The organism is Desulfocurvus sp. (genome assembly GCF_023230885.1).
Classification (GTDB): Bacteria; Desulfobacterota; Desulfovibrionia; order Desulfovibrionales; family Desulfovibrionaceae; genus Desulfocurvus.
Genome location: NZ_JALNWM010000205.1, coordinates 1 through 6,371, shown reverse-complemented (window position 1 = coordinate 6,371; position 6,371 = coordinate 1). Strand labels below are relative to the sequence as shown.

General features: G+C 74.5%; 5 protein-coding genes. 1 reads left to right on the top strand and 4 read right to left on the bottom strand.

What is annotated here, in order from left to right:
- Positions 1 to 391 precede the first annotated feature (391 nt).
- Positions 392 to 1,159, top strand: a complete 768-nt coding sequence (locus M0P34_RS12980; RefSeq protein ID WP_291499824.1) for a hypothetical protein — start codon at positions 392 to 394, stop codon at positions 1,157 to 1,159.
- A 145-nt stretch (positions 1,160 to 1,304) separates the two neighbouring features.
- Here the strand turns inward: M0P34_RS12980 and M0P34_RS12975 are convergent, their stop codons facing one another.
- The 4 genes from M0P34_RS12975 to M0P34_RS12960 form a co-directional block, all read right to left on the bottom strand.
- A complete protein-coding gene (locus M0P34_RS12975; RefSeq protein WP_291499822.1) occupies positions 1,305 to 3,521 on the bottom strand; it encodes a diguanylate cyclase in 2,217 nt (738 codons plus the stop codon).
- A 107-nt stretch (positions 3,522 to 3,628) separates the two neighbouring features.
- Positions 3,629 to 5,464: an SGNH/GDSL hydrolase family protein gene (locus M0P34_RS12970; protein WP_291499820.1), complete on the bottom strand. Its 1,836-nt coding sequence runs from the start codon at positions 5,462 to 5,464 to the stop codon at positions 3,629 to 3,631.
- A gap of 17 nt (positions 5,465 to 5,481) precedes the next feature.
- A complete protein-coding gene (locus M0P34_RS12965; protein WP_291499818.1) occupies positions 5,482 to 5,664 on the bottom strand; it encodes a hypothetical protein in 183 nt (60 codons plus the stop codon).
- Between the two features lie 2 nt (positions 5,665 to 5,666).
- Positions 5,667 to 6,371, bottom strand: a 705-nt coding sequence (locus tag M0P34_RS12960; RefSeq protein WP_291499816.1) for a carbamoyltransferase C-terminal domain-containing protein, incomplete at its 5' end; no start/stop codon positions are given.

Sequence of the window (6,371 nt, the reverse complement as noted above, 5' to 3'; positions counted from 1 at the left end):
TTACCTGCCCGTTGTCCTCTTCCGTCTCCTTTGCCCTTCGTCGTCCGCCGGTCGCCGTGGCCGTCGTCAATCCGTGCGGCCCCGTCTGAGGGCTTCGCGGGCCGTTGCCCCGTCCGTGGCCGTCGCCTGCCGCCCCCCGTCGCCCCGCCACCGTCCGCGGCCGTTGTCCCCGTTGCCGTCCATCTCCGCTTGGCTCCGTCCGCCAGCGCTCTCGCCGGGGGGGGGCACCGGGACAAAGGGAGTTTCGGCAGGGCATTATAGATAATCTAGACATTTTCTGGTTCTTCGTGCTAGGCTTCTGGGCGCCTGGGCTGGACCCGCAGGCCGCGTCCGCGCGCCCCCGCCCGGGGGGCGGCGGCGGGCCGCGCCCCGGCCCCGCAGGAGACGCCCCGTGGACGACCGTTCGCCGACCCCGCCCCGCCCCGCCCGCGAAGCCCCGGCCCGTTTCGGGCGCGCGGGCGCGCCTGTCCGGGCCCAGGGCGCCGATGCGCCGAGCCTGGATCCGGCCCTGTCCCGATCCCTGAGCGCCGTCATGGACCGCGTGGCGGGCGTGCTCGAGGGCCAGGCCGTGTACCGCCGCGAGATCACGGCCCTGCACGACGAGGCCGCCGCCCTGCGCGCCGCCCTGGAGCAGGCCCGCCAGGAAAGCCGCCAGGCCCGGGACGAGCTGGAGCGCCAGCGCGGGCGCGCCGAGGCCCTGGAGGCCGAGGTCCGGGCCCTGCGCGCCGGGAACGCCCGCCTGGAGGAGTACGTCCGGCGGCGCATCGAGCAGGACAACCCCCTGCACGCCCGGCCCGGGGATGCCTTCCTGGACCTGCCCCTGGTCATTCGCAGCGGGCGGGGCGAATTCCTGGGCGTCGCCGCCCGTCGGCACGGGCCCTTCAGCACCCGGGCGCTGCTGGCGCTCATGCGCTCCAGCCAGCGCGCCGGGCGCGACGTGCGCCTGGACTGGGACCGCGACGGCCGCCACTGGATCCTGCGCGTGGCCGTGCGCGAGCCCGGGCGCGACCAGAACCTGGCCCTCACGCTGCGCCAGACCGTGACCCCCAGCGGCAACCGCGTGGCGCAGCTGGCGCACATGGTCGTGGACGGCAGCGAGGTGCCCGACGGCGTCCTGGTGTCGCTCTTCCGCCAGATTCGCGACGGCTTCGACTCCTAGCTGCCGGGCCGCGAAACCCGGCGCGGCGCCGTGTCGCGCGCCACGCCGGGCAGAGGGCGCCGCCTGTGGCGGCGCCCGCGCTTTTGGGGCCGTGGCCCGGCGCCGCGCGACGGCAGAAGGCGCCCGCAGCGGCGGGGGCCGCGGGTCAGGGCGCGTCCGGCGGGGGCGGGGCGGGGTCGTTTTCGGCCGGGGCGGCCACAACGCGGTTGCGCCCGGTGCGCTTGGCCTCGTAGAGGGCGTCGTCGGCCAGCTTGAGCAGCTCCTCCAGGGATCGTCCGCCCCGGGTCTGGGCGTGGCCGATGCTGACGGTCAGGCGCAGTTCCTTGCCTTCGTAGGGCACGGCGAGGCCCTCCACGTCGGCGCGGATGCGCTCGGCGATCCGCAGGGCGTCGGGGGCTTCGGTTTCGGGCAGCAGCACGGCGAACTCCTCGCCGCCCACGCGCCCGAGGACGTCCGTGCGGCGCAGGGACCGGCCCGCGCAGGCCACCAGGGCGCGCAGAACCTCGTCGCCCGCCGGGTGGCCGTGGGTGTCGTTGATGCGCTTGAAGCGGTCGATGTCGAGCATCAGCAGGCTGACGGGGCGGACGTAGCGCCCGGCGCGGTCCACCTCGCGCGCGGCCAGCTCCAGGAACTGGCGGCGGTTGCAGGCCCCGGTCAGGGAGTCGCGCGTGGCCAGCTGGCGCAGCACATCCTCCATCTCGCGGCGGCGCGTGGTGTCGTGGGCCACGGCATAGGCCTGGCCTTCGTCCAGCAGGGGCAGGGCGTTCCAGTTCACCCAGCGGAAGGCGCCGTCCTTGCGCCGGAAGCGGCTTTCCACGCCCATCACGCTGTGCCCCCGGGCCAGCTGCCCGAAGGCGCGGCGCACGGCGTCGGCGTCGTCGGGGTGCACGAAGGCCGCCCAGGGCAGGCCCAGCAGCTCGCCGCGCTCCCAACCCAGGATGCGCCGCCAGGCGTCGTTGACCTTGCGGAAGCGCCCGTCCAGCCCGGTTACGCAGAGCATGTCCAGCGACACGTCGAAGAAGCGCTGCTGTTCCTGCTCGGCGCGCTTGCGCGGGGTGGCGTCCTGGAGCAGGAGCACCAGCCCGGCCACCTCGTTCCCCGTGCGGTGCGGGATGCAGGCCGCGTCGAAGTGGCGCGTCGTGCCCCGGGGCGAGGTGAAGGGCAGCTCGAAGTGCCTCGGGGTTCCGGCCAGGGCCTGCTCGCAGTGGGGCCGCATCCGGGCCGCGGCCTGCTCGCCGAACAGTTCGCCCAGGGGGCGGCCCACGATGTCCGCCGGGGTCAGGTGGAAGACCTCGGCGTGGTGGGCGTTGGCGAAGCGGTAGCGCAGGTCGCGGTCCAGGTAGGCGACGAGGGCGGGGGTGTGGTCCATGACCAGCCGCAGCAGGTCGTCCTGGCGGCGCGGGTTTCCGGATTCCGGCGCACACAGGGGCGCGGCCTGGTCGGTCACGTCGGCCATCTGGACCACCGTGTCGCCCAGGCTTCCGGCCACGCCGGGCATCCGGGCCAGGGTCAGGCGGATGGTGCGCGGCCCGGAGGCGTCGCCAGCCTGGATGTCCAGCCGCCTGAGGCTGCGCTCCCCGGCCAGGAAGGCCGCCAGGGGCGCTTCGATCCAGGGCAGCAGCGTCGCCAGGGGCAGGCCCCGCAGGCCGTCGCGCGTGCGCGGGCAGTGGTCGCCGGGGGCCAGAAGGCCGGGCTTTGCCGTCTCGGAATACAGCCCGCCCGGAAGCAGGGGCACGCCCAGGCGGACGGCGGCCGCAAGATTTATGTGGCGCAGGCGGCCCTGGGCGTCCACCAGGGCCAGGGGATCGGGCAGGGCCTCCAGGGCCCCCATGTACAGGTCGCGCTCGCGGCTCAGCTCGCGGTTGCCCGCGCGCAGTTCGTCCAGCGCCGTGTCCTGGTCCGGGGCGGTCCAGCGGGCGCACAGGGCGACCTCGAAGGCGTCGAGGCAGCGGTTGACGAAGACCGGGGCGGCGCGGGGATCGTCCAGGGGGGCGGGGCGTTCCGCCAGCAGGTCGAGCAGGCTGCGCCGCAGGATCTTCAGCAGGCCGAGATACATGTCCAGCCGGGCCCCGCGCCTGCGGCGGGCGCGGGCCTGCCTTGCGGCCAGGGCCTCCAGCGGGCCGGGCGGGGCTGCCCCCGGGGGGCCCAGGGGCGGTGCCTGGCCGTCGTGTTCGCGGATCGTGGCCAGGATCGCCGCGCAGACCTCGGCCACGGCCTCGTGCCAGGAGCCGGCCAGGGGGGATGCCTGGGCGAAGCCCTGGGCCACGGCGTAGCGCGCCACGCGGGTCGCGACCCAGCCCTGGCTGGCGGCGAGCAGATCGTGCAGCTCGTGCAGGTCGTCGTGTCGCGGGCGCTGGGGCATGGTTCCGCCTTGGGCCCGCGCGGGGGGCTGGCCGCGCGGATGATCCCATCCAGTATATAGCACGAAAGGACGGGAAAGGGAATCGGGTGCGGGGGGGCGCCGTGTCGTCAGCCGTGGGCGGGGTGGACCAGGGCCAGGGGGATGTGCACCTTGTCCGGAGCCGTGCTTTCGGCCTGCTCGGGGGGGATGGTCCGGGCCCCGGGGCTTCCTTCGTTGATGGTCACGGGGCCGAGCAGTTCCGCGAGACGCACGCCCGGCGCGGCGCCGAGCAGCTCGATGCGCAGGGTGGCGTTGACCAGCAGGGGAACCTCCCAGCGGTAGGTGTGCTCCCGGCCGTCGGCCAAAAGGGCGTGGTAGTCGCCAACGGGGGGGTGGAAGGGCTGGAGGTAGTGGACGACGATCCGCAGCAGGCCCGCAGCCCCCGGGGGCAGGGTCGCGGCCAGGCTGATCCGCGTGGCGGGCGGCGCGGGCAGGGGCGGGCGCATGGCCTCCAGGCGCGAGAGGTGGCAGGACTTGGCAACGGCTTCCAGCGCCAGGGCCAGGCCCCCCAGGTGGGCCGACAGCAGGCCCAGGGCGCGCTGGAACGCCGGATCCTTGCGGCTGGCGCAGCGGGAGAGGAGGGTCGCGATCCTGAGGGCCAGCTCCCGGGCCCCCCGGGTGACGAGGGTGAACTCCTCCAGGCACGCGCGCAGGGGCGCGGCCGCGTCGCAGGCCGGGCCGGGCAGTATGGACCACGGCCCGGCCTCGGGGGGCGGCGCGTACAGCCGCTCCAGGGCCTCGGCCATCCTGGCGTGCAGCAGCGCCAGCCGACGGCGGGCCACCGTCGGGTCCGCAATCGTGCCGCCCGCCGGATCGCAGTCCCGCGTGAGCGCCTTCAAGGCCGCCTCCTGCAGGGGGGCGCCCGAGGCGGCCGCCTCCAGCAGCATGCAGCGCTTGCGCAGCCGTTCGATCATCCGCAGGCATAGTTCCATCTGGGAAAACGTTCCGGGGCCGACGAACGCGGCGAAACCCTCGCAGTGGCGCCGGGTCAGGACGCAGACCAGCTCCTGGCGCGCCGCGCAGAGGATGTCCTCCCACGCGGCGCCGGGCAGGAGCCCGGCGGCGTCCAGGCGCAGCCGGGCCCGGCTCTGGCGCTTGGCCGCCAGCGTGTCCAGCAGCCAGACGCAGGCGTTTTCGGGGCGGCGCCCGGCGGCGAGCATGGCCCGGGCGGCGGCCACGCAGCGCCGGGCGACCTCGTCCTCGGGGATGGGAGCCGCGGTGTCCCCGGCCAGGGGCCCGGCCGTGAGCAGGTGGCGCGCCAGGCGCATGGCGGCGACGCGGTGGGCCGCCGCCGAGGGATGGCCGTCGGCGGCGGAAACCCGGGCGCCCGGGTCGGCCTTGGCCGCCCGGGGGCCGGTGAAGTCCTGCGACAGGTCCAGAAAGTCGATGCCCAGGGCCCCGGCGGCGCTGCCGACCTGTTCGGCCACGGGGCGCGTCCTGTCGCCGTCGATGCTCCAGAAGCACAGCACCAGGGGCGTGGCCCTGGCGTCCAGCCCGGCCTTGAAGGCGGCCAGGGCGCTTCGGAACAGGGGGAAGACCGGGCCCTCCGGGGCCCAGTTCGCGTCCTCGTATTCCCGGTAGCCCGCGCCATCGGGGGTGCTGTGCAGCTCCGCGTCGTTGCTGCACAGGGTCAGGACCACCGCGTCCGGCTCCATCGCCTCCGCGCGCAGGGCGAACGCGGACACGGAGTCGTGCAGCGAATAGCCGCAGTGCCCGAAGTTGACCACCTCCACGGGCAGGTCCCAGCGAAAGCGGTTCAGGTGCTCCTCCAGCACCGCCGGGTATGCCTCGCCGGGCAGCACGCCCTGGCCGAAGGTCAGCGAGTCGCCCAGGCACAGGACGCGGAAGACGCCCGGGGGCTTGCGCTGGCTGTGCTGGTGACATCTGTTGTCATAGCTTTGCATGGCGCGGTCCGGCGGCCCTAGTGGGGATAGATGTATTCGATGACGAAGCGTTCGGGGTCGTCCTGCGGGGGCAGCAGGTCGGCGTTGTCGGCCAGCAGGCGCAGGGCCTTGGCCAGCCAGCCGGGGGCCGGGGCGTCGTCGGTTTCCAGCTCGCGGGCCTTGGCCAGCAGGGCCTCGCGGTCGAAATGGCTGTTGCGCATGGCTAGAACCCCTTGTCCACGAGGAAGTTGCCCATGACCAGGAAGTCGAGGTCCGTTTTCAGGAAGCAGTTGCAGGCGTCCTGCGGGCTGCACACGATGGGCTCGCCGCGGACGTTGAAGCTCGTGTTCATGACCACCGGGACGCCGGACAGGGCCTCGAAGGCCGCGATGAGGCGGTGCAGGCGCGGGTTGTCCGCGGCGCGGACGGTCTGCACCCGGGCGCTGTTGTCGCAGTGGGTCACCGCGGGGATGCGCGCGCCCTGGCCCGGGAGGACCTGCGGCGCCAGGAGCATGTAGGGGCTTGGGCCGTCGAGGTCGAACCATTGGGCGGCGCGCTCTTCGAGCACCGCCGGGGCGAAGGGCCGGAAATCCTCGCGGAACTTGATCCGGGCGTTGATGATGTCTTTCATGGCCGCGTTGGTGGCGTTGGCCAGGATGCTGCGGTTGCCCAGGGCCCGGGGGCCGAACTCCATGCGCCCCTGGAACCAGCCCACGATCTGGTCGCGGGCGATGAGCTCGGCCGTGCGCCGGAACAGGGTTTCGTCGTCCAGGCGCCGGAAGGGCAGCCCGGCGGCGTGCAGGGCGGCCTGCATGTCCTGCTCGTCGTAGGCCGGGCCGAGCAGGGGGTTGTGGGGCTCCCGGGGGCGGGCCTCGTCGCGCCCGTGCCAGTAGCAGTAGAGGGCGGCGCCCATGCTGCCCCCGCCGTC

Excerpts from the sequence above, each read along its gene's own strand:
- M0P34_RS12975 (WP_291499822.1), bottom strand. The coding sequence starts at position 3,521 with ATGCCCCAGCGCCCGCGACACGACGACCTGCACGAGCTGCACGATCTG.
- M0P34_RS12970 (WP_291499820.1), bottom strand. The coding sequence starts at position 5,464 with ATGCAAAGCTATGACAACAGATGTCACCAGCACAGCCAGCGCAAGCCC.
- M0P34_RS12965 (WP_291499818.1), bottom strand. The coding sequence starts at position 5,664 with ATGCGCAACAGCCATTTCGACCGCGAGGCCCTGCTGGCCAAGGCCCGC.